A 23,403-nucleotide genomic window follows, 5' to 3' on the forward strand; every position below is an offset into this window, starting at 1 on the left:
TCCGTCCGCCGTCAGGTGCACCTGTCCGGACCGCGTCGGAACCCTGCCCCAGCGCCCCGCGTTTCCCGATCAAGCCTCCCCGCCCTACCGGAAAGGACCCAGCCAATGCCGCTCGATTCCCGTTCAAAATACGCCCGCCTGTACCGCATGGCCACGCCAGACCACCTCTGCCCCTTCGGGCTGAAGGCCAAGGCGCTCCTTGAATCCGAAGGTTACACCGTCGAGGACCACCTGTTGGAATCCCGCGAGGCCACCGACCGCTTCAAGGCCGAACACGGCGTCGAGACCACGCCGCAGGTCTATATCGGCACGGATCGCATCGGCGGCTACGACGCACTGCAACGCCACTTCGGCCAGACGCCACAGGCCGACAAGGACAAGACCTACGCCCCGGTGATCGCCGTCTTTGCCATGGCCGCCCTCATGGGCCTCGCCATCGGTCAGGCCGCCGATTTCACCGCCGCCGCGAACCTGCGCACCATCCTCGCCACCGCCATGGCGCTGCTCGCCGTGCAGAAACTGCGCGACATCGAGAGCTTTACAACCATGTTCCTGAACTACGACCTGCTTGCCCGCCGCAAGGTCGCCTACGCCTATATCTACCCCTACGCCGAAGCCGCTGCAGCCATCCTGATGCTGGCCGGTACCGCCGCGTGGATCTCTGGCCCGCTCGCTCTGTTCATCGGCACCATCGGCGCCGTCTCGGTCATAAAAGCCGTCTATATCGACAAGCGCGAGCTCGAATGCGCCTGCATGGGCGGGTCGTCCAACGTCCCGCTCGGATTCGTCTCTCTGACAGAGAATCTTGTGATGATGGCCATGGGACTGTGGATGATCGCCACGTTGGGGTGACGCTCCGCCGCCTATGAACCGCCCCGGTCGCCTGCAGCAGCGGGCGACACTGGATCGCATGCGCCAGCGGGTGTCCCTCACGCCTTCAGCGTCATCACCATGACGTATCCCGCAAGGCCCGCCATCACGAGGGTCACCGGGAACCACACCGCCCGCTCTCGCGCACTGGGGGTTAGCCCGTTCAGCACGCATGTGACCACGCTGACCCCGAACGCCACCCATCCGGTCCACAGCGGCCACCCCAGCGGAAAGCCCGCCACACTCACCACCGCCAGCCCCTGGAACAGCACCACCGGCACCGACACCGCCGCAATCAGCCGCCCTGACACGGGCAAGGCTCCCTCGTGCTGCCCGCCCTGGGTATAAGCCCCCAACGGCAGCCCGCCGATCAGCGCAAACTGGAAAAAGATGATCGCGAGGCACCCCGTCGCATACAGCTGTGCAATCTGTACCGTCATCGCGTCACCCTCCCGTCGAAACTGCAGCAAAGCACCGTTTCGGCGCCCCGTCATTGCCTCCAGAGAATATAACTGCGCCGACGCCAATTCTTGCAAGCCGCCTGACACTGGCTGGGTACGCTCCCGATCCACATCGCTCAACTGTTCGAACAGCAGGCCCACCTCTGGTCTGTTGTCCGTCCTCGTCCTTCAGCAGCCTCAGATAATCCCGCGCCCTGCAAACCCGTCCAGTTTCCCCGACCGTAATCACCAAAGCTTGCCCCAGCGCGCGCAGCCGTTACTCTGGCATCATCGGCCCGGACCAAGGAGTTCCGCATGCGCCACGCCACCGCCCTGCTTGTCACGCTTCTGACCTACGCCCCGCTGCCGGCCGTAGCCCAATCCGACGCGCCGCTGACGCTGTCCACCACCTGCCTCGGGGCACACCGCCTTATTCCGCTCGAAGCGGTCGACGGTGGTTTCCTCGACCTCGGGGGCGCGGTCTCCAGCCTGTCCTTCGGAGATCGTGTGAGCCTCTGCATCGAAGCGGACAGGGTCGTGGTCGATGACGGCCCGGACAGCACGGCCTACCCCTGCGACGCGATCCGCGACAGCCCGGACGAAGGGCTGGGGCACGCATTCACCTCCGGCGGCGCAGGATACGAACTGTGGTTCTACATCAACCCGGCAGGCAATCCCCCGGCCCTCGAAATCGGCCTCAGCCGCGCCGAGACCGAACTCGTCTGGATCGAAACCGGCCTCGCCATCTGCGCACGCTGAACCGCCTCAACCATCAACCCAGGGCGCGCGCCGCTTGTCAAAGAAGGCCGCGATGCCGTCCTGCGCTTCCTGAGTCTCCCAGCGGTCTGCCAGGGCCTCGATCGCCATGACCACATCCTGCTCGCGAACCTCGCCCGCAAGGTCCCGCATCAGCCGCTTGGCATCGCGCACAGCCCCTGGCGCGCAGGCAAGGTAGGGCGTGATCTCCGCCTCCACTGTATCCTCGAGGTCCTCCACCGGCACCGCGCTGGACAACAGTCCCAAGCCCACCGCCGAACTCCCGTCAAAGACCTTGCCGTTCATGAACACCCGCGCCGCCTGTGTCGCGCCCAAGCGATGCACGACGTAAGGCCCGATGTTCGCCGGGATCAGACCCAGCTTCACCTCGGTCAGCGCGAATTTCGCCGTCTCGACCCCGACCGCCACGTCGCAGACCGAGATCAGCCCAAGCCCGCCGCCAAAGGCATTGCCCTGCACCTTGCCGATCAACGGCTGCGGCAAGGCGTACAACGCCGCCAAGGCACGGGCGATCCGGCTCGATTCCCGCACCCGCGTCGCCCGGTCCATGCCGAACTGCGCGCGCATCCATGCCAGGTCGCCACCGGCGCAGAAGGTCCCGCCATCCGCTTCCAGCACCACGACCCGGATGCCGTCGCTCTCGGCCACGGTCTCGGCAGCCTCCTCCAGCTCGGCCATCATCCGCGCCGACATGGCGTTGTGCTTGTCCGACCGGGCCAGCGCGATTCGCGCCACGCCGCCAGCGTCCATCTCCAGCCGCACCTCTTCCATCACCCGTCCCCCAGTTCTTCCAAAATCCGCGCCACCACCTCGCCCAGGGGCCGCGCCGTATCCAGCCGCAAGGCCCCATCCCAGGGCTCATAATCCCGCGCCATGACCGCTTCCCAGGACGGCAGGGCCAGACCCGCCACATCAGACCGCCGCCCCTCGACCCTGCGCCGATGCTCCGCCGCGTCCGAACAGACCAGCTCGACGTTCAGACCGCTTAAGGCTTCCCAAGACGTTCGCGTCACCGGCAAAGGATTGACGAAATCCGCCACCACGTCAAAGCCCCGCGCCAAGGCCTCCTCCGCCACGACCCGCATGGCGGCATAGCCAGCATCCGCCAAGTCGGTATACGCCATGTGACTGTCCCGCATCGCCTGCTCGATAGCATCCGCCCGCAGCCACAGAGCGCCGACCTCGGAACACAGCGCCTCGGCCACGGCGCTCTTGCCCACACCGGGCAGACCCGACAGCACGATCAGCCGTCCCCGCCTGCGCGCAGTGGTGCCCGACCCCTCAGGCACCCCGCATCGCCCGCGCCATGGCCCCCGCACGCGCCAGCACGTCGCGATCCAACCCGGTGTCGTACCCCCGTGCGGTCAGGAAATCATGCACCGCCTCGGTGGCGACATTCCCTGCCGCACCGGGGGCATAGGGGCAGCCGCCAAGACCGCCCACCGCCGCGTCGAACACCCGCAGACCCCGCTCAAGCGCCACCGCGACATTGTCCAGCGCACGGCCCCCGGTGTCGTGGAAATGCCCGGCCAACTGCGCGGCGGGCATCTCCTGCAACACAGCGTCCAGCATGGCATCCACGGCCTTGGGCGCGGCGCGTCCGATGGTGTCGCCCAGCGATACCTCGTAACAGCCCATGTCCCGCAGGGCAGCCACGACCCGTGCCACGGCTCCAGGCGCCACGGCCCCAACGTAGGGGCACTCGACCACACAGCTGACGTAGCCACGCACAGGCACGCCCGCCTCCTGTGCTGCGGCGCAGACGGGCACGAACCGCGCCAATCCCTCCTCGACCGAGGCATTGATGTTCGCCCGCGAGAACCCCTCGGAGGCGGCGCCGAACACCGCCACCTCGTCCGCCCGCGCTGCCAAGGCGCGCTCCAACCCCTTCATGTTCGGCGTCAAAGCCGCGTAGGACACGCCCTCCGCGCGCGAGATGCCCGCCAGCACCTCGGCAGAATCCGCCATCTGCGGCACCCACTTCGGACTGACGAAGGACGCACATTCGATCCGCCGGAACCCAGCACCGGACAAGAGGTCCACCAATGCCACCTTCTCAGCCGTCGGGATCATCCGCTTCTCGTTCTGCAAACCATCCCGCGGACCGACCTCGAATATCTCCACCCGCTCAGGCATCACAGGTTCCTGCTTTTAACCAGACTGTCGAAGGGGGCTCTGCCCCCGCTCCTGCGGAGCTCCCCCGGAATATTTGCGCCAAGGAAAAGCAGAACGCGCGCCCTGCTTCTTCTTGGTCGAAATATCTCCCGCCGGAGGCAGTCCCGAGGCCGCCGCGCGCCAGCGCGGGGGCCGAGACGAAAAGCGCGCGCGTCAGCGCGCCCCATGTGGTCGTGGCCCCAATCACGCCTCGGGCACCGGGTAGAAATCCTGGCTGTAGAACCGCTGCGGCCCCTCGTGTTCGACCGCCCGCGCATAGGCATCGCGCGCCTCCATCCGCGCCTTGTACGCCCGGATCTTCGGAAAGTCGTCCAGGTGCACGAAGAACGGCACCGCGTACAGGTTGAAGCCCATCATGATGTCCGCCGCCGAAAAGCCGCCCTCCAGCAGCCAGCCGTCCTCGGGCAGCGCCGCCTCGAGGCCACGCAACGTCTGCTTCAATCGCGCGACCTGAAGCTTCACCACAATGGGTGACGGCGTGGCAGGCGGGCGCAGGAACACCATCTGGAGGTTCAGGTTCTCGATCAGGCTCGCCTGCGTTTCGGCGAAATGGATCCATTGCAGGTACTTCGCCCGCTCGGGCGATCCCGGCGCGCGCCCCAGTTCGGGCGCGTGCATCTCGGTCAGGTATTCCACGATGGCGCCGGATTCACACATCTCAAGGCCCTCGTGCTCGATGGCCGGGATGCGCACCGCCGGAGACACCCGCTTCAGGTCGCTTTCCGCCATCTCCTTCGTGCCGATGCGATGCTCGACCACCTCCAGCCCGCCAAAGCGGTCGACACCGATTTCTTCGAGCAGCCAAAGCACCCGAAAAGAGCGCCCGTATTGCACGTGATGCAGCCTGATCATCCCAGATCCTCCCTCAACAGCCACACTCCCTTGTGGACCCGCTCGTAGCGCTGTCCCATTTCCGGCCGCCCCTGCCGCGCCAGCATCGGCCAACGGTCCAACAGGTCGGCCAACGCCCCCGGTTGCCCCTCGTCAAAGCGGCAGACCCCGCACCAGGCCGACAGGGACAGGTCCAGATCCGCCGACAGGAACAGGGCCCGCCCGATGTCGCGCGCCACCTCCGGGCAAAACGTGACCACCGTCTCCGTCGGCAAGTCGCCCAAGGTCTCCTTCGGATCTACGACCGCCATCGCCGCTCCGCGCTCACTCGGCCTCGTCCAGCACCACCAGCGGTGCGCCGGCCTCCACCTGGTCACCCTCGCGCACCAGCACCTCGGCCACAACCCCGTCCACGGCGGCGGTCAGCGTGTGCTCCATCTTCATGGCCTCGAGGACCGCCAGCCGATCCCCGGCGGCGACCTCCTGCCCCGGGTGCACATGCACCGACACGACGCGCCCTGGCATCGGGGCGAGGGTCGCGCCACCCGCCGCCGCCTCGGCCTGCTGGTCCAGCGGGTCCACAACGTCGAACCGCAGCCCATAGCCGGCGTAGACCGTCACCGCGCTGCCCTCGACAAAGACACCGCCCCCGGGCACCCCGTCGAAGGTCCAGCCTGACGCCCCGCGCCGACAGGCGACGGCCTGACCATCGACCATGACGTCGGCAACACCGGCGCCCGAGACCGTCACGCAAACATCACGCCGGTCTTCGCCGTGCGCCAGGACCACAGTCCGCGCCGCAGCGCCCCACAGCGAGAACCCGACCTCCCAGCCCTCGGCCTCCAGCAGATCCAAAGCCGCCAGCGCCGCCTCGGCCCAATGGCCCGCCGTCACCTCCGGCGCGGCCACCAGCGCGTCCAGATCCCGCGCGATCAGCCCGGTATCGACCTCGCCGCGCCCGAACCCCTCGTGCTCGGCCAACGCGCCCAGAAACGCGAGGTTCGTCACCGTCCCCGCCACCCGCGTCGCTCGCAGCCCAGCCGCCAGCTTGCGCAGGGCCACAGCCCGGGACGGCCCATGCACAACCAGCTTGGCAATCATCGGATCGTAGTGGGGCGAGATCACGTCCCCGGAGCGCACCCCCGTCTCGGCGCGCACACCATCCGGAAAGGCCAGTTCCGCCAGCCGCCCCGTCGCGGGCAGAAACCCCGCCGGGACATCCTCGGCGTACAAACGCGCCTCGAAGGAATGCCCCATGATGGAAAGATCTTCCTGCCCACACGGCAGCGCTTCGCCCCCCGCAACGCGCAACTGCCATTCGACCAGATCGACGCCGCAGATTTCCTCGGTCACCGGGTGTTCCACCTGCAACCGCGTGTTCATTTCCATGAACCAGAAGCCATCCTCGCGCAGCCCATTCGCGCCGTCTACGATGAACTCGACCGTCCCGGCGCCACGATAACCGATCGCCTCGGCGGCGCGCACCGCCGCCGCCCCCATCGCCGCGCGCATACCTTCGGTCATGCCGGGCGCGGGCGCTTCCTCGATCACCTTCTGATGCCGCCGCTGCAACGAGCAATCCCGCTCGAACAGGTGCACCGCGCGCGTCCCGTCCCCGAAGACCTGTACCTCGATATGCCGAGGCCGCTGGATGTACTTCTCGATCAACACCGCATCATTGCCAAAAGCCCCGCGCGCCTCGGCCTTGGCCCGCTCCAGGGCGTCAACGAAGTCCTCCGCCCGTTCCACCAGCCGCATCCCCTTGCCGCCACCGCCCGCCACGGCCTTGATGAGCACCGGGTAGCCGGCCTTCCCAGCCTCCACCTCGAGGTGGCCGGGGTCCTGATCCTCGCCCATGTAACCCGGCACCACCGGCACGCCTGCATCGGCCATCAGCCGTTTCGCGGCGTCCTTCAGTCCCATCGCGCGGATCGCGCTTTCGGTCGGGCCGACAAAGACCAGCCCCGCCGCCTCCACATCCCGCACGAACTCGGGGTTCTCGGACAGAAAGCCATAGCCCGGATGGATCGCCCCCGCGCCGGTTTCCAGCGCCGCCGCGATGATCCGGTCCCCGCACAGATAGCTGTCCGCCGGAGCCGCGCCACCGATGCAGACCGCCGTGTCCGCCATGGCCACATGCATCGCCCCCGCATCCGCCTCGGAATACACCGCCACGCAGCGCAGCCCCATGGCCCGCGCCGTGCGCATCACCCGGCAGGCAATCTCGCCCCGGTTGGCCACCAACAAAGTGTCAAACATCGTCATCCCTCTCTTGCTGCGCGGCCGGGCGTGCCCGGGACAACGCCTTGCGACCCACCCGTGCCTCGCGCCGCTCCGCCTGCCGCCCGACCACTTGGCCCAACGGCGCATCCGGCGCCTTCTTCCATCGTTTCAGCATCTTCGCCCGGTGTTGCGCACAGGCCGCATCCGGGTCCTCAACCAGCAGCGCCATCCCCGCCCGGCGCGCGGCGCGGTTCGCCCGCGCCTTGGCATTCGGCACTGTCTTGCGCCGCCCCTTGTCGTTCTCGCCATATGCGTCGCGACAGTCCAGGGCGTAGGACAGCCGTTTCTTCTCCTGTGGGTCACGGCGTTTGCGGGACATGCTCAGGACTCCCCCCGCCCCGACGCTGCGCCCGGGCGCGTCCGGCGCTGCCTGGGCCCGGCACCGCCACCGCCGGCGTAATCCTCCACCACGCGGAACCGCTCGCACATGATCTCCATGTCCTCGGAGACCCCTCCGGTGCGCGAGAAATAGGCACGGTACGCCTTGCGCCAGTGCGCCAGGTCGCGGAATTCCCCTTGCGCCGCCACCAGTTCCTCGGTCATCTCGTCCATCCGCATGGTCAAAACCTCGACCGTCTCGAGCATCACCGCCGGACGCCCGTCCCACTCCAGCGCCACATCGCGCCGCCCGACCTCAGGCAGCGCGTCGGCCCCTTTGCCACGGTAGACGCGCATGGCCTCGACCGTTGCTGTTTTCTTTCCTGACCGTACAAGTGCGAGGATTTCCCGGCTGAGCCGCTCCGAGTCGCCAAATCGAAAGGTTTCCGACTCCGGGTTCTCGTCGATGATCTGCTGCAACGTCTTCCGGCTCATGTCGCCAACTCCTTCATGTCCAACGGCCATGCCTTTCGCCGCCAGAACAACCCAATCTGGCAGTGCCTGTCGCTCCTGGCAGAGCCCCCCCGGCGAAGACCGATAGCTCCCCACCATTGCGCGCGCCATTCGCCGGACCACACCATCGCCTCGCCCAGATGGACGACAGCAGAGCGCAGGCATTTCACCGTGTGATCACGCATGCGCAGCACCCGAAATGCTGCACATGCGATATGTATGTGTTGTGCACGGTTTGTGCATGGATTGTGCATCCACCTTTTTTGCCGATTTTCTGCGTATGCTCACATCCGGAAAACGCCAAAGCGTGTCTCCTCCACAGGGGCATTCAGTGCCGCGCGCAAGGACAGAGCCAGCACTTCGCGCGTCTTCCTCGGGTCGACGATCCCGTCGTCCCACAGGCGTGCCGAAGCATACAGAGGGTGCGATTGCTCCTCGAACATCTCCAGCGTCGGACGCTTGAACTCGGCCTCTTCCTCGGCACTCCATGTGCCGCCGGCGCGCTCGATCGCATCGCGTTTCACCGTCGCCAACACCCCCGCCGCCTGCGGCCCGCCCATGACGGAAATGCGGGAATTGGGCCACGTCCACAGAAAGCGCGGCTGATACGCCCGCCCCGCCATACCGTAATTGCCCGCACCAAAGGAGCCGCCCACCAACATCGTCACCTTGGGCACGCTGGTTGTCGCCACGGCGGTCACCATCTTAGCTCCGTGGCGTGCGATTCCCTCGTTCTCGTACTTCCGCCCCACCATGAAGCCGGTGATATTTTGGAGGAAAACTAGAGGGATACGCCGCTGCGAGCACAACTCGACGAAATGCGCCCCCTTCTGCGCGCTCTCGCTGAACAGCACGCCATTGTTGGCGATAATCCCTACATCCATACCACAGAGCCGGGCAAAACCGCAGACCAGAGTCTCGCCGAAGCGCGGTTTGAACTCGTCGAAATACGACCCGTCGACCACCCGCGCAATGACCTCACGGATGTCATAGGGCGTGCGCAAATCCCCCGGCACCACGCCGAGGATCTCGTCCGGATCATAGGCCGGCGGCTCGCCCCCCAAAGACTTTTCGACGAAAAGTCTTCCAGCCCCAGAGTTTTCCGCGACAACTCTGCCCAGCGATCGCACCGCCCGCCGCGCCAGCGCCAGCGCATGGCCGTCATCCTCCGCCAGGTAATCCGCCACGCCGGACAAGCGCGTATGCACGTCCCCACCACCCAGATCCTCGGCACTGACCACCTCTCCCGTCGCTGCTTTCACCAGCGGCGGACCGGCAAGAAAGATCGTCCCCTGTTCCTTCACGATGATGGAAACGTCAGACATGGCCGGGACATAGGCCCCGCCCGCCGTGCAGCTCCCCATGACCACGGCAATCTGCGCGATGCCCTTCGCGCTCATCCGCGCTTGATTGTAAAAGATGCGGCCAAAGTGGTCGCGGTCGGGAAAAACCTCATCTTGGTTGGGAAGGTTCGCGCCGCCCGAATCCACGAGGTAGATGCAAGGCAGATGGCACTCCTCGGCGATCTCCTGAGCGCGCAGGTGCTTCTTTACCGTCATCGGGTAGTAGGTGCCACCCTTCACCGTGGCGTCGTTGCAGATCACCATGACCTGCCGCCCCTCGACAAGGCCGATGCCCGCGATCACCCCGGCACAGGGTGCCGCACCCTCATACATGCCATGCGCCGCGACCGCCCCCACCTCCAGGAAGGGAGAGCCCGCATCCAGCAGGTTTGCCACCCGCTCGCGCGGCAGCATCTTGCCCCGCGACACATGCCGCTCCCGCGATTTCGCACCGCCGCCTTCCGCTGCCGCCTCCGCCGCGGCGCGCACCACGGCCAAGGCCGCCTCATGCGCCGCAACATTGGCCCGGAACGCTTCCGAACCCGCCATCACGCCAGATCCCAGTTTCATCTCTCGTCCTCCCGCGACACGGGCCTCAGCCCCGCCGTCCTTCGTCCCCCGGCCATCGCTGGCCGTCAGTTGTCCTCAACCTCGCGCGCCCTCGGTCGCTTCGGCGGAGGCTCCTGTGCCCAGCCTGCAGCAACGGCCGTCTCAGCCGCGCCCAGCCAGCGCGCCAACTGCCAGGCCAGAACCGCGTTGGACAGCCGGTTATTGGCCTCCCAGGCCTCGCACCAGGTCTCGCGCTGCGGAATGTCCCCAGCGCAATCCGGCCCCGCCGAACCGCCCAGCGCCAGCGCATGCAGACGCGGGTAAAGCGTCTGTTCAAAGGCGTCGCCCTGTCCCTCCAGGGACTCCGGCGTGGGCAGTCCTGCCCGCACCTTCACGGCCAGCGCATCCTGCTCCGCTGCCAGCGTCAACTGGCAGGCCTGAACCGCCTCCAACCCCTCAAGCCGATCACAATGAACGAACCCCACGGACCCGCAGTAGCCCGTGCCACGCGTATCACCGATCTCGAACTCCTGCGCCTCCGGCATTTCGCGCAGCCGCTTCAGCGCGCGCTCGAACCGCGCGGCTTCCTCGTCCATGCACGCCGCAAAACTTGGCAGAAGCTGAACTTCCTCGGCCAATGCAGCAGAGCCGCAGGCCACCAGTGCCAAGACCAGCCCCCTCACGCGCCGTCCTCCGCCGCCCGGCGCTTCAGCTCCTTGCGGATCACCTTGCCGGTCACCGTCATCGGCAATGCGTCGACAAAGGCCACCTCGCGCGGGTAGCTGTGCCCGGCTAGCCGGTCCCTCACCCAGTCCTGCAACTCTGCCGCCGAGGCTGTCGCACCCGGTTTCAGCACCACATATGCCTTCACGATCTCTGTGCGAAGCGCGTCCGGTTTGCCCACGACACCCACCGTCACCACCGCCGGATGGGCCATCAGGCAATCCTCGATCTCCGCCGGCCCGATCCGGTAGCCAGCGGATGTTATCACGTCATCCTCGCGGCCCACGAATCGGATATACCCGTCTTCGATGACCCCGCGATCTCCGGTCAGCAGCCAGTCGCCGCGAAACTTCTCTGCCGTCGCCTCGGGGTTCTGCCAATACTCCAGCATCATGGAGGCCGCCCCCCGCCGCACTGCGATGTCCCCCTCGCCGTCACAGGGCAGACCGTCCGGGCCGATCACCGCGACCTCGAACCCCGGCACCGCGCGCCCGATGCAGCCCGGACGGGCCGGAAACAGCGCGCCACAGGACGAGGCCACCATGTTGCATTCGGTCTGGCCGTAAAACTCGTTGATCTCCACGCCAAGGTTGCGCCGCCCCCAGGCCAGCATCTCGGCCCCCAAAGGCTCCCCGCCCGAGGCCACCGACCGCAGCCCCTTTACAGCCATGTCCTCGGCCTTCAGCATCCGCAAGACGGTCGGCGGCAGAAAGACATTGCGCATCCCGTCCGCCACGCGCGCAACCAAATTTTCCGAGGAAAATTTGCCCGCCCGCGACGCCACCACCGGAACGCCCAGCGCCAGGCCGGGCATCAGCACGTCGAACAACCCGCCGATCCAGGCCCAGTCCGCCGGGGTCCACAGCATGTCGCCCTCCTGACCAAGGAAGTCGTGCGAGACCTCGACCCCCGGAAGATGCCCCGTCAGCACCCGGTGGCCATGCAGGGCGCCCTTAGGCTTGCCAGTCGTCCCGGAGGTGTAGATCAGCACGGCAGGCGTCTCGGGTCCCGTATCGGCAACCGCCCCCTCCGCCCCCGCCTCCGGCAGATCAGAGCGCAGCACCGGCGCCACCTCGAAGGGCGCCAGCATCCCGGCTCCCTCGATATCCGTCACCACGATCCGGGCACCGCTATCCTCCAGCCGCGAACGCAGCGCGTCCTGGCGGAACAGCTTGAACAGCGGCACGCTGATCGCGCCCATCCGCCAGGCCGCGATATGTGCAGCCGCGCAGAGCGCTTCCTGAGACAGCAGGACCCCCACACGGTCGCCAGCCTTAACGCCCCGCTGCACGAGCGCCGCCTCCACCCGCCGTGACAGGTCGTAAAGCCGCCCGTAGGACACCCGCTCGCGCCCCTCGCTCAAATCGAGGATCGCCAGCCGCTCCGGTTCCCGCGCGGCCCACTCGTCGCAGACCTGCACGGCCATGTTCAGCCGCTCCGGGATCTCCCAGCGGAAGCCATCGCGCAGCGCGTCGTATGAACCGGCGCGTCCCAGCATCAGCGCACGTAGTTTTCCAGGTAAAGCGCCTGCTCGCCGGTCGTCAGCATCAGGCAGCCGATGGTCGCGGGCCCGGCCCCGGTGCCTCCGCCCCAGAGCGACGCCGCATAGGCGCAGCGCGCATCGCGAAAGCCGATCCACGCCCGCTGCATGGTCCGCAAGGCCTCCTCCTGCGAGGGGGCCGTCCAGCCGCCCGCGCGGGCTTCTGCATCCGCAGCCTTGGCCGCCGTCATCCGCGCCCCATAGGCCGCGTTCAACCGCGCGTCCCAAAACGACAGCTCCGCATCGAGGCAGCCGCCCATCCCCACCGTCGAACCGCCGCCCTCGGTATCGGCCATACATTCATCTGCCGATACCCCGATGCAGGACACCTCCATCCCGGGGTTCTCCATCATGCATTGCATCGTCCCCTCGGGGCTGAACACCAGTTCCTGTGCCGCCCAAGCGCCAGCCAACGGAACTGCCCCCACGACCAGCGCCGCCATCAACATGATCCGTTTCATCTGTCCCTCCCCGAAGCCTTCCCGTCCTGAACAACCCGCCAGCCGGACCCGCGTTCCCCGGTCATCGCGCTCACGCCCCCGGCTCCCACCGTTCGCTGACCAGACCGCCAAACCGGTTGATCCCATAAACCATCACCCCACGCTCCGACCCATGCTCCCCATCGGCAGAGGCACAGCGCAGCTCCAGCCAGGTCCGTGCGCCCGGGGTCGCCGCACAACTGGACTGCCCCCCGTGCACCTGCGCGTGCCTTTGCGCGTAATGCATTATGGCGTCGCCCTCCGTCAGATGGGCGTCGATAAACCCCAGGCGAAAGGCGATCAGCGCACCCACCAGAACGACAAGCCCCAGCGGACCCCACCACATCCAGCGTGGCATCCCGACCTCCAGATTGACTGCCCCCAAGCTGGGGCAGTACGGGACAAAGGTCCAGAGGACGGATCACATCGTCGCCATCAGCTCGCGCCCGACAAGCATCCGCCGGATCTCGGACGTGCCTGCGCCGATCTCCATCAGCTTGGCATCGCGGAAGATCCGCGCCACAGGGGCATCGTTCAGGAACCCTGCACCGCCCAAGCTTTGCACCGCCTGATGCGCCTGCACCATGGCCTGCTCACTGGCATAAAGACAGCAGGCCGCCGCGTCCTGCCGGGTCACGTCGCCCCGGTCACAGGCCTTGGCCACCTCGTAGACATAGGCGCGGGCCGAATTCATCGCGGTATACATATCGGCGATCTTGCCCTGCATCAGCTGGAACGACCCGATCGGCTTGCCGAACTGGTGGCGGTCGCGCAGGTAAGGCATTACTTCGTCCATGCAGGCCGCCATGATACCCAGACCAATGCCCGCCAGAACGACGCGTTCGTAATCCAGCCCCGACATAAGCACCCGCACGCCCTTGCCTTCCTCGCCGAGGATGTTCTCGAACGGCACCTCGACATCTTCAAAGATCAGCTCGGCGGTGTTCGATCCCCGCATCCCCAGCTTGTCGAAATGCTTCGAAGTGCTGAAGCCCTTCATGGACTTCTCCACGAGAAAAGCGGTGATTCCCTTCGCTCCGGCCTCGGGATCGGTCTTGGCATAGACCACCAGCGTGTCGGCATCCGGCCCGTTGGTGATCCAGTACTTGTTGCCGTTCAGGACAAAGCGGTCGTTGCGCTTTTCCGCGCGCAGCTTCATCGACACCACGTCTGACCCCGCCGAGGGTTCCGACATAGCCAGCGCACCTACGTGCTCGCCCGAGATCAGCCCGGGCAGGAACTGCCGCTTCTGGGCCTCCGTCCCATTCAGGTTGATCTGGTTCACACAAAGGTTCGCATGTGCCCCGTAGGACAGCGACACCGAGGCCGAGGCCCGCGCGATCTCCTCCACCGCGACGGTATGGGCCAGGTATCCCATACCTGCGCCGCCGAACTCCTCGGGGACCGTGACGCCCAAAAGGCCCATGTCTCCCATCTCGCGCCACAGCGGCGCGGGAAAGTCGTTGTCGCGGTCGATCTGCGCCGCCATGGGCTTCACCCGCTCCTGCGCCCAGCGATGCACCGTCTCACGCAGTGCTTCGACGTCTTCGCCAAGGTCGAACTTCATGCTGGCCAGGAACATGGCCCCTCCTCCCTATTCTCTCTCCCAACGTCCGATTTATTGAACGCTCGTTCATTAAACGGCGAGATTCGCGTTTCGTCAATGGGAACGCGCAGCATCCCGCTCATGCCCGCATCGGTGACAAGCATATCTTAACCCGTCACGGCGCATTCTCTTCCGCGAACACCCACCAACGGCAGGACACCGCTCGCGCTCATGCCTCTCGCCACGCGTCACAGCCTCATCGGCCTCGCCATTGCGTGCGGGATTCTCGCCAGCGGGGTCGCGTCTACTTGGTTCTGGTTCCGCCACGATGCGCTGCACACCAAGCAAGCCGAGGTCACGAGGACTATTTTGAGTCTGGAACACGCCACGGGCTACTCAGGCTTCATCCACGATTTCAAGAATGCCGTCCTGCGCCCCTTGGAACCTGTCTACATTCAACGCGCGCTCTCTGACTATGACATGACCTTGCAGGCGCTTGCAGAACTCGAAGGCCTTGCTCAGTCCGAGGGTATCTCCATCGACCTGACTTTTTATCGAAAGACGCTTCAAACATATCGCGACAAACTCGAGATACTCCGCGATCACGAATACGATGCACAACAAATCGCCGAAACAGACGCATTGGTGCGTGTCCCTGACGATGCTGCCCGCGCCAGTCTGGACCAGGTCACACAAAAACTGACCCGTGCGCTGTCGGACAAAATCACACCGATCCGCCGCGCTCTCGCGGCATCGCTGGCCGTATTTGTCGCTCTGGTTACCCTGCTGATCAGGGAACAGGCCTACAGCGCGCGGGTGCGGGAACAACGGGCCCTCGTCCTGAACCAGCAGAACCTTTTGGAGGTCGAGCGCCGCCACCGGCGCGAGCTGTCTTCGTCACTCAACCAGCTCCGCCAGACCACCCGCGAGCAGGCAGAATTCACCTATGCCATTTCTCATGACCTAAAAGCCCCGACAAACACGGCGCTCATGCTGGTACGCGCATTTCGCGAAGACCTCGACATCAAGGCTACCCCTGAAGAGACAGAGATGCTTGACGACCTCGAAGCAGTCTTGATGCGCATGAATGGCCTGATTGAGGACATGCTTGAATACACCCGTACGCTCAGTAGCGAATTGCCCCGCTCCGACGTTTCGCTCGACCGCGCGTTGGACGAAGTGCTCGACAACCTGCGCGCCGACATTCGTGACAGCGGTGCCAGCATCCGCCGAATGCCCTTGCCACATCTTCGGGCCAACCCCATGCAGATGCGTAATCTTCTCCAGAACCTGTTGCAAAATGCCTTGAAATTCCACCTCCCTGACTGCCGCCCTGACATCGAAGTCGGGAGCGCGGAGGCGGACCATGGCGACGTTGCATTCTATGTCCGCGACAACGGAATCGGTATTCCCAAGGATCAGTCCAAAAAGGTCTTCAGTCTCTTTGGTCGCCTGCACGGCCGCGAGGTCTATGAGGGCTCTGGACTTGGCCTGCCCATATGCCTTCGTATCGCCCAGACCCATGGCGGTACGATCTCTGTCGACAGCACCGAGGGCGTAGGCACCACATTCACAGTCACCATGAGGTCCGCCTGACATGATCGACCACCTGATGACCATTGACGACGAACCTATCGACCAGAAGCTCTACAAGCGGATGATCGAACGCTCTGGCCTCGTCGGCACTCTGCACCAGCACCTCAACGCCAGTTCCGCGCTCGACTTCTTTTCCCAACCGGATCATCCGCCAATTGACGTGATCCTTCTGGACATCAACATGCCCGGCATGAACGGCTTTGAATTTCTCGAAGCCGCGACCGCCGCATATGGCAACGAATTTGTGCGGTACGCAGTGGTGATGTTGTCCACCTCCACCCGCCCAGAGGATGAGGCCCGTGCCATGGCCTTCGACGTCGTACGCGAGTTCCTGCACAAGCCGATGACGTTGCAACACCTACAGGAAATCGACCAAAAGCTGCTGCAAAGCAAGGACTGAGGCGCCGCGCTCCCATTCCACACCTCTTGCCACCTGCCTTCCATCGCGCGAAAAGCCTTCCCGTGACACGCGGCAGGAGGCCCTACATGAGCGCAGATGCACCGGCTTCACAGGATCAGCCAGCCTTGTTGCACGCGGAGACCCTGCTGGCCTCCGGTAACCTAGAAGAGGCGCGGGCCGCGCTGGCCGGACTGCCGCCCGAAGTCATGCATACGCCGCGTGCCTACGCCTTGCGCCACTCGCTGCGCCCTTCCGTGCTGCCCGGCCTGGCTGCACCAGTTCCGCCCACGGAAGCACGCCGGATTGAGGCAGCCCTGAACTCAAATCAACCTGAAGCGGCACTGACCATGGCCCGCACCCTTGCCGCTCGCCTGCCCCACGCGGCCATGCCCTGGCGTGCGCAGGCCCTCGCCTGCCTTGCGCTTCACCGATATTCCGAGGCATGCGACGCGGCGTCCGAGGCACTGCTTCGCAGCCCTGACCAGCCGCAGCTCTACGCGGACCTCGCCCGAGCACTTTATGAACTGGGCGAGGTCGAAGCCCTCCGCGCGCCCGCAGAAGCCGCGGTTGCCGGCCTTCCGGACGACCCGCAGGCCGTGCGTCTCGCCGCCGTCGCGGCCCATATTCATGGCGACCGCAGCACGGCACGCCGGCATTTTGCACACCTCGCCAAACTTCAACCCAACAACGGTGCTGCCCACCGCGCCCTCTCCGAACTCACCCGCTACAGCGACCGAAAAGATGCGCATGTCACCAAGATGTTGAAGCAGGTAAAGTCGGGAAAGCTCACGCCCTTCGAGGAACTGGAGTTCCACTTTGCCCTGGGTAAGGCCTACGGGGATCTGAACCGTCCGCGGGATGCCTTTCGCCATTATGCCCGAGGCAATGCGTTGAAAAAATCCGCTTACGGCCTTTCAGTTGTCCGCTACCGTGAGGAATGCACGCGCCTGCACGCACCTTTCGACGCGCCACCCGCGATCAAGGCGCGGATCGTGCCGATCCTTATCGTGGGATTGCCCCGCTCCGGCACCACATTGGCAGAGACGCTGCTGTCGGCCCATTCTCAGGTCGGCACTGTCGGGGAATGTCCCTACCTGCGCCAACACCTGCTGCCTGCTCTGATAAACGGCACTACGCCAGAGGCGCTGGCGAAGGTCCGAGACGGCTATCTGACCACGCTGGCCAAGGCAGACGCGCCCTTCGTCGTCGACAAAATGCCGTTGAACTTTCCGATGATCGGCGCCCTGCACAGCCTTTTGCCAGAGACCCGCATCATCGCGATGCGCCGCGATCCCATGGCGCTTGGCTGGTCGCTATACCGCCAGTGTTTCGTCAAGGCAGGCAATGGCTTTGCCTATGACCTGAAAGATATTGCTGAAGCGCAACGGCTATACATAGATACGCTTGATCATTGGCGCATCGCGGGCGTCCCTGTGCGCGACCTGTCTTACACTGCGCTCACTGAGGCTCCGGAACCAACACTTCGTACCATGCTCGACGATCTCGGCTTGCCTTGGGAGGACGCTTGCCTCACCACCGCGCGCAAGAACCGCGCCGTGGCAACAGCGAGTTCGCTGCAAGTCCGCGACGGCATCTACACCGGCTCGGACGCCGATTGGCAGCCCTACGCCAAGTATCTTGAACCGCTGCGGAACAGTCTGACCGACTTGAAACTCTTATGATTGGTAAACCGCGCCCACCTCGGCGCGGATGATCCGGGCGATCAGGGCGCAGTCGTCCTCCGAGAAGGTCAGCGGCAAACGCATGTCGACAATCCCGCGCAACACCCGGTCGGTCAGCGGCATGGGCGGCGCTTCGACATATCGCCAACTGTCATAGCGCGAAGTGAAGCCAACCGGCTCACCGCCGCCGAACCACTTCAGCTCGACCCCACGCGCCGCACAGCGCTCCAGCACGGTCCGCACCCTTGACGGTGCCCAGTCCAGCAGCAGGAACTGGATGGACGAGCCGACGAATCGCCCGCGCGGGTCGCGTTCGATCACCGTCAGCCCCGGCACGCCGCGCAGGCCGTCCTCGACCAGCGCATACCGTGCATTCCATCGCGCGACCTGACCTTCCAGCGCGCGCAACTGCGGTCGCAGGATCGCCGCCCGCAGGTTGTCCATCCGCCCCGAGACGTTGGGCGTATGATATTTCACCCGCTCGAACACCTCCGGCCCCGGCGCAGCAAGGTGGCGTTCATAAAGCATGTAAGACCCGGACAGGATAATGGCGCGTGCGGCCACCTCCTCGTCATCGGTGACCAGAAGACCGCCCTCACCGGAATTGGCGTGCTTGTAGGTCTGCGTGGAGTAACAGCCCACCCGTCCGTGCCGTCCGCTGGGCACACCGTCCCACGCTGCCCCCATGGTATGGGCGCAATCTTCGATCACGGTGACCCCCGCGGCGGTGCAGATCTTCATCAGCCGGTCCATGTCGCACAGATGACCGCGCATGTGGCTCAGCATCAGCACCTTGGCGCGCGGGTCACAGACCTTCTCGGCCAGGTCCGCAAGGTCGATGGTCAGGCTCTCTGTCACTCCGACAAAGACCGGCTCGGCCCCCAGCGCCGCGATCGCCCCCGGCACCGGCGCCAGCGTAAAGGCATTGGTCAGCACCCGGTCCCCCGGCTTCACCCCAACGGCCCGCAGGGCGCATCCCAAAGCGTAGCCTCCCGAGGCCACCGCGAGGCAGTATTTTGCCCCCACCAGTTCGGCGAATTCCTGCTCCAGCAGCGCCGTCTCGGCGGTCTCGCCCGGCGCGGTGTTGTAGCGATGCAGCCGCCCGTGGCGCAGCACGGCAAGCGCTGCCTCGATGCCCTCCTCGGGGATCGGTTCCTGCTGGGTGAAACTGCCGGTGAAGCGTTCGGTCATGGCGCTATCTGGCGTGGATTGTCGGGCAAGGTCAATGACGAACGGGGGAAGCGCCGCGTCCCCCGCCCCCATGGAGGTTTTTGCACCAAGATGAAGGAGAGTCAGCCGATCAGCTGGCGCACCGTAGCAGGCAGTTCCGCGAAATGGTCGATGGTGGCCTCAGGCTCCAGCGCTTTCACCGCGTCGCCCTCGGGGGCAAAGGTCACGAGGATGCAAGGCCGGCCCGCGGCGGCTGCGGTCTTGCGGTCAGTGTCGCTGTCGCCCACCAGCAGGGACGCATCGCGCGCACCTCCGCTGGCCTCGACCGCCGCCCAATAGGGCGCGACGTCCGGCTTGCGCGTCGGCAACGTATCCGCGCCGATCAGCGCGGCGAACAGATCGCGCACCCCAAGCGAGCGCAGCAGTTGTTCCGCCAGCCCCTCGGGCTTGTTGGTGCAGATGCCCACGGCATAGCCCGCCCGGCGCAGCGCCTCGACCTCGTCGACCGCACCCGGGTACATCTGCGTGTGCACGTCCAGCGCCGCACCATAGGCCTCCAACAGCGGCCGGTACCATTGCTCAACCCGCTCTGGCGTATACAGCCCGGCGCGTTCCAGCCCGACCGTCAGCATCCGCTTGCCGCCGCGCAGCGCGACACCCGCGTCCGCCACCGGGTCCAGCCGCGCCTGTGCCAGCGCCTCGGCCTCCAGCCCCATGGCGTCAAAGCAGGCATTCGCCGCCGCCACCAGGTCGCCGCTGGTGTCCGCCAGCGTCCCGTCGAGGTCGAATATCACGCAGCGCGTCATGGGGCCGTCTCCTGTCATCGTTTCGTCATGACATACACCGCAATCAAGCGTGAGGCCGGGTGGCTTGCCATGTTGCGGCAAACCTATAAAACGGCGCCGACCCGAGAACAAACCGGATTGAGTTTATGCCCATTGCCCTGATCGTCCTTGGTGCCGGAAAAGGCACCCGGATGAACTCCGACCTGCCGAAAGTCCTGCACAAGATCGCCCACGCCCCCATGCTGTGGCACGCCATGCGCGCCGGGGCCGTGCTGGAACCCACCGCGTGCGTCGTGGTGGCGGGTCATGGCGCCGACCAGGTCGAGGCCAGTGCCAAGGCCTGGGACGAGGACGCCGTCGTCGTCCTGCAGGAGGAACAACTGGGCACCGCACACGCCGTGGCGCAGGCCTTCCCGGCGCTGGACGGCTTCGAGGGCGATGCCATCGTTCTCTATGGCGACACGCCCTTCATTTCCGAGGAGACGCTGAACGCCATGGCCGAGGCCCGCAGCCGCCATGACGTTGTGGTGCTGGGCTTCGAAGCTGCCGATCCGGCCCGCTACGGTCGCCTTGTGACCGAGGGCGACACGCTGCTGAAGATTGTCGAGTTCAAGGACGCCACCGAGGAGGAGCGCGCCATCACTCTCTGCAACTCCGGTGTCGTCGCAGCCGATGCCAACGTTTTGAAGGACCTCATCACCGCCGTGGGCAACGACAATGCCTCGGGCGAATACTACCTGACGGATATAGTGGAAATCGCCCGCAGCAACGGCCTGTCAGCCACCGTGGTCCGCTGCCCCGAAGCCGAGACCATGGGCGTGAACTCGCGCGCCGACCTCGCCGCCGCCGAAGCGGCTTTCCAGGCGCGGATGCGCGCCGAGGCACTGGAAACCGGGATCACCATGGCCGCGCCCGAAACCGTGCATTTCGCCTGGGACACCGTGATCGGCCGCGATTCCGAGATCGAGCAGAACGTGGTCTTTGGCCCCAATGTGACCATCGAATCCGGTGCGCGCATCCGGGCATTCTCCCATCTCGAGGGTTGCCACGTCTCGCGCGGGTCCATCGTCGGCCCCTACGCCCGCCTGCGCCCCGGCGCGGAACTGGCCGAGGACGTGCATGTCGGCAACTTCGTCGAGGTGAAGAACGCCATCCTGCACGAGGGTGTGAAGGCCAACCACCTGACCTACATCGGCGACGCCGAGATCGGCGAAAAGACCAACATCGGCGCGGGCACCATCACCTGCAACTACGATGGCGTCTTCAAGCACAAGACCACCATCGGCAAGAACGCCTTCATCGGGTCGGACACCATGCTGGTTGCCCCCGTGACCATCGGTGACGGCGCCATGACCGGCTCCGGCTCCGTCATCACCAAGGACGTGCCCCCCGGTGCGCTGGCGCTGGAACGGGCGGACATGACCGTCAAGGACGGCCTCGCCACCAAGCTTTTCAACATGTTGAAGGCCAAGAAGGCAAAACAGCAGGCCGCCAAGGCCGCGCAGGACACGTAAAGAGGACATCGAGCAATGTGTGGAATCGTCGGCGTTCTGGGCACCCACGAGGTCGCCCCCATCCTGGTCGAGGCACTGCGTCGCCTCGAATACCGCGGCTATGACAGCGCGGGCATCGCCACCGTGAACGACGGTCACCTCGACCGCCGCCGCGCCGTGGGCAAGCTGGTGAACCTGTCTGACCTGCTGGTGCACAACCCGCTGGCGGGCAAGTCGGGCATCGGCCACACCCGCTGGGCCACCCATGGCGCACCGAACGAGGGCAACGCCCACCCGCACCGCTCCGGTCCCGTGGCCGTGGTGCACAACGGCATCGTCGAGAACTACAAGGAGCTGCGCGCCGAACTGGCCGCGGCGGGCCTGCATCCGCAGACCGAGACCGACACCGAAACCGTCGCCATGCTGACCCAGCTGCACCTCGACCAGGGCTTGGCCCCGGTCGACGCCGCCATGGCCACGGTGGACAAGCTGCACGGCGCCTTTGCGCTGGCCTTCCTGTTCGACGGCGAGGGGGACCTGATGGTCGCTGCGCGCAAGGGCAGCCCGCTGGCCATCGGCCATGGGGATGGCGAGATGTACGTGGGTTCGGACGCCATCGCGCTCGCCCCCATGACCAACCGCATCACCTACCTCGAGGAAGGCGACCGCGCCGTCCTAACCCGCGCTTCGGTGGTCATCACCGACGAGGCGGGCCAGACCGTGACGCGCGAGACGCGCACCATTTCGATGGATGCCGCCCGCGTCGACAAGGGCGGGCACAAACACTTCATGGCGAAGGAAATCGCCGAGCAGCCCTCGGTCCTGTCGGACACGCTGAACGCCTACCTGACCAAGGACGGCATCACCCTGCCCGGCGAAGGCATCGACTTTGCCGCGCTCGACCGCCTGTCCATCACCGCCTGCGGCACCGCCTATCTGGCTGGTTTCACCGCGAAATACTGGTTCGAGGAGCTGGCCCGCCTGCCCGTCGACATCGACGTCGCGTCGGAGTTCCGCTACCGTGAGCCGCCGATCCCGGCCCGCACCGCCGCGCTGTTCATCAGCCAATCGGGCGAGACCGCCGACACGCTCGCTGCCCTGCGCTACTGCAAGGACCGCGCCAGCGCGCTCTACTCGGTGGTCAACGTGCCGGAATCCTCCATCGCCCGCGAAAGCGACCTCGCCCTGCCGATCCACGCAGGCGTGGAGATCGGCGTCGCCTCGACCAAGGCCTTTACCTGCCAGCTGACCGTCCTGTTGCTGCTGGCATTGAAGGCTGCCGAGCAGCGCGGCCACCTCGACACCGCCCGCCGCGACGAGATCATCACGAAACTCCGCGCCCTGCCCGGCGTCTTCAACACCGCGCTTGGCAGCGATCAGGTCATGGAATCGGTCTCGCACGAGCTGGCCGAGGCGCGCGACATCCTCTTCCTTGGCCGCGGCGCTATGTACCCGCTCGCCCATGAAGGCGCGCTGAAGCTGAAGGAAATCAGCTACATCCACGCCGAAGCCTATGCCTCGGGCGAGCTGAAGCACGGCCCCATCGCGCTGGTGGACCAGCATGTCCCGGTCATCGTCCTCGCCCCCCGCGACAAGCTCTTCGACAAGACCGTGTCGAACATGCAGGAGGTCATGGCCCGTGGCGGCAAGGTGGTTCTGGTGACCGACGGCGCCGGGGCGCAAAGCGCAGGGACCGAGTGCTGGAAGGTCATCCAGATGCCCGAGGTCGACGACCTGCTGGCGCCAATCCTCTACGCCCTGCCCGCGCAGCTCTTGGCCTATCACACGGCGGTGGCCAAGGGCACGGACGTGGACCAGCCCCGAAACCTCGCCAAATCCGTCACCGTCGAGTGACCGACAGGCCCCGCCCGAAACGGCGGGGCCTCTTCA

Annotated in this window: 24 protein-coding genes; 7 read left to right on the forward strand and 17 right to left on the reverse strand. The window is 65.8% G+C overall.

The window, feature by feature from the left end:
- Positions 1-105 precede the first annotated feature (105 nt).
- Complete coding sequence (locus ACP16H_RS01345) at positions 106-852, forward strand: MauE/DoxX family redox-associated membrane protein (RefSeq protein WP_425070433.1); 747 nt, start codon at positions 106-108, stop codon at positions 850-852.
- Positions 853-929: 77 nt separating this feature from the next.
- On the opposite strand, the gene ACP16H_RS01350 is transcribed toward ACP16H_RS01345, so the two are convergent.
- Positions 930-1,310 carry a hypothetical protein gene (locus tag ACP16H_RS01350; RefSeq protein WP_425070434.1) on the reverse strand — a complete coding sequence of 127 codons (381 nt, stop codon included), beginning with the start codon at positions 1,308-1,310 and terminating at the stop codon, positions 930-932.
- A 315-nt stretch (positions 1,311-1,625) separates the two neighbouring features.
- Between ACP16H_RS01350 and ACP16H_RS01355 the strand changes: the two genes are divergently transcribed.
- A complete protein-coding gene (locus tag ACP16H_RS01355; protein WP_425070435.1) occupies positions 1,626-2,069 on the forward strand; it encodes a hypothetical protein in 444 nt (147 codons plus the stop codon).
- Between the two features lie 6 nt (positions 2,070-2,075).
- Here the strand turns inward: ACP16H_RS01355 and ACP16H_RS01360 are convergent, their stop codons facing one another.
- The 14 genes from ACP16H_RS01360 to ACP16H_RS01425 form a co-directional block, all read right to left on the reverse strand.
- On the reverse strand, positions 2,076-2,858 hold the full coding sequence (locus ACP16H_RS01360) for a crotonase/enoyl-CoA hydratase family protein (RefSeq protein ID WP_425070436.1): 783 nt from the start codon (positions 2,856-2,858) through the stop codon (positions 2,076-2,078).
- The gene (locus tag ACP16H_RS01365) at positions 2,858-3,376 is read right to left on the reverse strand and encodes an AAA family ATPase (protein ID WP_425070437.1); all 519 of its coding nucleotides are present in this window, start codon (positions 3,374-3,376) and stop codon (positions 2,858-2,860) included. The genes ACP16H_RS01360 and ACP16H_RS01365 overlap by 1 nt, the downstream gene beginning before the upstream one ends.
- On the reverse strand, positions 3,369-4,223 hold the full coding sequence (locus tag ACP16H_RS01370) for a hydroxymethylglutaryl-CoA lyase (protein ID WP_425070438.1): 855 nt from the start codon (positions 4,221-4,223) through the stop codon (positions 3,369-3,371). Before ACP16H_RS01370 ends, ACP16H_RS01365 begins: the two co-directional genes overlap by 8 nt.
- A 222-nt stretch (positions 4,224-4,445) precedes the next feature.
- Complete coding sequence (locus ACP16H_RS01375; protein ID WP_425070439.1) at positions 4,446-5,114, reverse strand: glutathione S-transferase family protein; 669 nt, start codon at positions 5,112-5,114, stop codon at positions 4,446-4,448.
- A complete protein-coding gene (locus ACP16H_RS01380; protein WP_425070440.1) occupies positions 5,111-5,404 on the reverse strand; it encodes a hypothetical protein in 294 nt (97 codons plus the stop codon). The genes ACP16H_RS01375 and ACP16H_RS01380 overlap by 4 nt, the downstream gene beginning before the upstream one ends.
- 13 nt (positions 5,405-5,417) lie before the next feature.
- Positions 5,418-7,352 (reverse strand): biotin carboxylase N-terminal domain-containing protein, encoded by a 1,935-nt coding sequence (locus ACP16H_RS01385; RefSeq protein ID WP_425070441.1) that lies wholly within the window; start codon positions 7,350-7,352, stop codon positions 5,418-5,420.
- A complete protein-coding gene (locus tag ACP16H_RS01390; RefSeq protein WP_425070442.1) occupies positions 7,345-7,695 on the reverse strand; it encodes a hypothetical protein in 351 nt (116 codons plus the stop codon). The genes ACP16H_RS01385 and ACP16H_RS01390 overlap by 8 nt, the downstream gene beginning before the upstream one ends.
- Positions 7,696-7,697: 2 nt before the next feature.
- Positions 7,698-8,189, reverse strand: coding sequence for an ASCH domain-containing protein (locus tag ACP16H_RS01395; protein WP_425070443.1), 492 nt, complete (start codon positions 8,187-8,189; stop codon positions 7,698-7,700).
- Positions 8,190-8,491: 302 nt separating this feature from the next.
- A complete protein-coding gene (locus tag ACP16H_RS01400; RefSeq protein ID WP_425070444.1) occupies positions 8,492-10,120 on the reverse strand; it encodes a carboxyl transferase domain-containing protein in 1,629 nt (542 codons plus the stop codon).
- Positions 10,121-10,185: 65 nt separating this feature from the next.
- On the reverse strand, positions 10,186-10,782 hold the full coding sequence (locus ACP16H_RS01405; RefSeq protein WP_425070445.1) for a hypothetical protein: 597 nt from the start codon (positions 10,780-10,782) through the stop codon (positions 10,186-10,188).
- Complete coding sequence (locus ACP16H_RS01410; RefSeq protein WP_425070446.1) at positions 10,779-12,320, reverse strand: AMP-binding protein; 1,542 nt, start codon at positions 12,318-12,320, stop codon at positions 10,779-10,781. The genes ACP16H_RS01405 and ACP16H_RS01410 overlap by 4 nt, the downstream gene beginning before the upstream one ends.
- Positions 12,320-12,823, reverse strand: coding sequence for a lysozyme inhibitor LprI family protein (locus ACP16H_RS01415; RefSeq protein ID WP_425070447.1), 504 nt, complete (start codon positions 12,821-12,823; stop codon positions 12,320-12,322). The genes ACP16H_RS01410 and ACP16H_RS01415 overlap by 1 nt, the downstream gene beginning before the upstream one ends.
- Positions 12,824-12,893: 70 nt before the next feature.
- A complete protein-coding gene (locus ACP16H_RS01420; protein WP_425070448.1) occupies positions 12,894-13,199 on the reverse strand; it encodes a hypothetical protein in 306 nt (101 codons plus the stop codon).
- A gap of 63 nt (positions 13,200-13,262) precedes the next feature.
- Entirely contained in the window at positions 13,263-14,423 is a 1,161-nt protein-coding gene (locus ACP16H_RS01425) for an isovaleryl-CoA dehydrogenase (RefSeq protein ID WP_425070449.1), read from the reverse strand.
- Positions 14,424-14,618: 195 nt separating this feature from the next.
- Here ACP16H_RS01425 and ACP16H_RS01430 point away from each other — a divergent pair, with 195 nt between their 5' ends.
- The 3 genes from ACP16H_RS01430 to ACP16H_RS01440 all read left to right on the forward strand — a co-directional run bounded on the left by ACP16H_RS01430 (position 14,619) and on the right by ACP16H_RS01440 (position 18,065).
- Positions 14,619-15,983, forward strand: coding sequence for a sensor histidine kinase (locus tag ACP16H_RS01430; RefSeq protein ID WP_425070450.1), 1,365 nt, complete (start codon positions 14,619-14,621; stop codon positions 15,981-15,983).
- 1 nt (position 15,984) lies between these two features.
- Entirely contained in the window at positions 15,985-16,383 is a 399-nt protein-coding gene (locus tag ACP16H_RS01435; RefSeq protein ID WP_425070451.1) for a response regulator, read from the forward strand.
- Positions 16,384-16,469: 86 nt separating this feature from the next.
- Positions 16,470-18,065: a sulfotransferase gene (locus ACP16H_RS01440; protein ID WP_425070452.1), complete on the forward strand. Its 1,596-nt coding sequence runs from the start codon at positions 16,470-16,472 to the stop codon at positions 18,063-18,065.
- On the opposite strand, the gene ACP16H_RS01445 is transcribed toward ACP16H_RS01440, so the two are convergent.
- A complete protein-coding gene (locus ACP16H_RS01445; protein WP_425070453.1) occupies positions 18,060-19,256 on the reverse strand; it encodes a DegT/DnrJ/EryC1/StrS family aminotransferase in 1,197 nt (398 codons plus the stop codon). The genes ACP16H_RS01440 and ACP16H_RS01445 overlap by 6 nt on opposite strands.
- A 101-nt stretch (positions 19,257-19,357) precedes the next feature.
- Positions 19,358-20,041 carry an HAD-IA family hydrolase gene (locus ACP16H_RS01450; protein WP_425070454.1) on the reverse strand — a complete coding sequence of 228 codons (684 nt, stop codon included), beginning with the start codon at positions 20,039-20,041 and terminating at the stop codon, positions 19,358-19,360.
- Positions 20,042-20,166: 125 nt separating this feature from the next.
- Between ACP16H_RS01450 and glmU the strand changes: the two genes are divergently transcribed.
- Together glmU and glmS are read left to right on the forward strand one after the other, a co-directional pair.
- Positions 20,167-21,534, forward strand: a complete 1,368-nt coding sequence (gene glmU, locus ACP16H_RS01455) for a bifunctional UDP-N-acetylglucosamine diphosphorylase/glucosamine-1-phosphate N-acetyltransferase GlmU (protein ID WP_425070455.1) — start codon at positions 20,167-20,169, stop codon at positions 21,532-21,534.
- Between the two features lie 15 nt (positions 21,535-21,549).
- The gene (gene glmS, locus ACP16H_RS01460) at positions 21,550-23,367 is read left to right on the forward strand and encodes a glutamine--fructose-6-phosphate transaminase (isomerizing) (RefSeq protein ID WP_425070456.1); all 1,818 of its coding nucleotides are present in this window, start codon (positions 21,550-21,552) and stop codon (positions 23,365-23,367) included.
- Positions 23,368-23,403: the final 36 nt, after the last annotated feature.

The organism is Sagittula sp. S175 (assembly GCF_049800975.1).
Taxonomy (GTDB): domain Bacteria; phylum Pseudomonadota; class Alphaproteobacteria; order Rhodobacterales; family Rhodobacteraceae; genus Sagittula.

Bases quoted from the DNA above. Each gene is read 5' to 3' on its own strand.
- ACP16H_RS01400 (WP_425070444.1), bottom strand. From the start codon at position 10,120: ATGAAACTGGGATCTGGCGTGATGGCGGGTTCGGAAGCGTTCCGGGCC.
- glmS (WP_425070456.1), top strand. From the start codon at position 21,550: ATGTGTGGAATCGTCGGCGTTCTGGGCACCCACGAGGTCGCCCCCATC.
- ACP16H_RS01345 (WP_425070433.1), top strand. From the start codon at position 106: ATGCCGCTCGATTCCCGTTCAAAATACGCCCGCCTGTACCGCATGGCC.
- ACP16H_RS01435 (WP_425070451.1), top strand. From the start codon at position 15,985: ATGATCGACCACCTGATGACCATTGACGACGAACCTATCGACCAGAAG.
- ACP16H_RS01355 (WP_425070435.1), top strand. From the start codon at position 1,626: ATGCGCCACGCCACCGCCCTGCTTGTCACGCTTCTGACCTACGCCCCG.
- ACP16H_RS01390 (WP_425070442.1), bottom strand. From the start codon at position 7,695: ATGTCCCGCAAACGCCGTGACCCACAGGAGAAGAAACGGCTGTCCTAC.
- ACP16H_RS01445 (WP_425070453.1), bottom strand. From the start codon at position 19,256: ATGACCGAACGCTTCACCGGCAGTTTCACCCAGCAGGAACCGATCCCC.
- glmU (WP_425070455.1), top strand. From the start codon at position 20,167: ATGCCCATTGCCCTGATCGTCCTTGGTGCCGGAAAAGGCACCCGGATG.
- ACP16H_RS01360 (WP_425070436.1), bottom strand. From the start codon at position 2,858: ATGGAAGAGGTGCGGCTGGAGATGGACGCTGGCGGCGTGGCGCGAATC.
- ACP16H_RS01410 (WP_425070446.1), bottom strand. From the start codon at position 12,320: ATGCTGGGACGCGCCGGTTCATACGACGCGCTGCGCGATGGCTTCCGC.
- ACP16H_RS01450 (WP_425070454.1), bottom strand. From the start codon at position 20,041: ATGACGCGCTGCGTGATATTCGACCTCGACGGGACGCTGGCGGACACC.
- ACP16H_RS01395 (WP_425070443.1), bottom strand. From the start codon at position 8,189: ATGAGCCGGAAGACGTTGCAGCAGATCATCGACGAGAACCCGGAGTCG.
- ACP16H_RS01425 (WP_425070449.1), bottom strand. From the start codon at position 14,423: ATGTTCCTGGCCAGCATGAAGTTCGACCTTGGCGAAGACGTCGAAGCA.
- ACP16H_RS01420 (WP_425070448.1), bottom strand. From the start codon at position 13,199: ATGCCACGCTGGATGTGGTGGGGTCCGCTGGGGCTTGTCGTTCTGGTG.
- ACP16H_RS01370 (WP_425070438.1), bottom strand. From the start codon at position 4,223: ATGCCTGAGCGGGTGGAGATATTCGAGGTCGGTCCGCGGGATGGTTTG.
- ACP16H_RS01430 (WP_425070450.1), top strand. From the start codon at position 14,619: ATGCCTCTCGCCACGCGTCACAGCCTCATCGGCCTCGCCATTGCGTGC.
- ACP16H_RS01415 (WP_425070447.1), bottom strand. From the start codon at position 12,823: ATGAAACGGATCATGTTGATGGCGGCGCTGGTCGTGGGGGCAGTTCCG.
- ACP16H_RS01380 (WP_425070440.1), bottom strand. From the start codon at position 5,404: ATGGCGGTCGTAGATCCGAAGGAGACCTTGGGCGACTTGCCGACGGAG.
- ACP16H_RS01440 (WP_425070452.1), top strand. From the start codon at position 16,470: ATGAGCGCAGATGCACCGGCTTCACAGGATCAGCCAGCCTTGTTGCAC.
- ACP16H_RS01385 (WP_425070441.1), bottom strand. From the start codon at position 7,352: ATGTTTGACACTTTGTTGGTGGCCAACCGGGGCGAGATTGCCTGCCGG.
- ACP16H_RS01350 (WP_425070434.1), bottom strand. From the start codon at position 1,310: ATGACGGTACAGATTGCACAGCTGTATGCGACGGGGTGCCTCGCGATC.
- ACP16H_RS01375 (WP_425070439.1), bottom strand. From the start codon at position 5,114: ATGATCAGGCTGCATCACGTGCAATACGGGCGCTCTTTTCGGGTGCTT.